At 63.9% G+C, this 543-nt stretch carries 1 protein-coding gene; it reads left to right on the top strand.

Annotated features, from left to right (window positions below):
- A partial coding sequence (locus C5B99_RS19425) for a hypothetical protein (RefSeq protein WP_181065064.1) occupies window positions 1-478 on the top strand: 478 nt, incomplete at its 5' end.
- Window positions 479-543: the final 65 nt, after the last annotated feature.

Here is a 543-nt window from a genome sequence, read left to right as displayed (position 1 = left end):
CCCTCGCGACAACGGCCTCGGCTCAGGTGAGTACTACCGCGTTCCCACCAACACCAACATCGCCATCACGACCACCTTCTCGTACACCGGCCCGCAGCCGCTCCCGGTCGGCTCTCGAATCAGCGTCGAATATGCAGACGCCGTACGCCAGATTACCCTCGGTCAGACATCCATCAGCGGAGCACCAGCCGGGAGCCTGACCGCTCCCGGAGGCGTGACGTCAACGAACCCTTCGATGGTGTACACGACGACGCAGCCGATTCCGGCCAACACCACGATCACGATCACGAGCTTCGCTCGATCTGCGAACTCCATCAACGGCAACGCCGACTACCCGCTCGCACGAGTCACCCTCCCCAACTCGTGCAGCGGCACATCACTCAGCTCCCGCCTCGTCGTCAACGGACGCTCGCAGAGCTCCTCCGCGACCCAGGGCTCCGGCATCCCGCTCTGGTACTACAACATCTTCAACGGCTAACCACCCTTCAACCAGCGCCGCACCAACGCGGAATGCTGGCCACGGCCCACCTCACTCAGCGGCAC

The organism is Pseudoclavibacter sp. Z016, from assembly GCF_002931215.1.
Lineage (GTDB): Bacteria > Actinomycetota > Actinomycetes > Actinomycetales > Microbacteriaceae > Pseudoclavibacter.
This window is presented reverse-complemented; position numbering and strand designations above follow the sequence as displayed.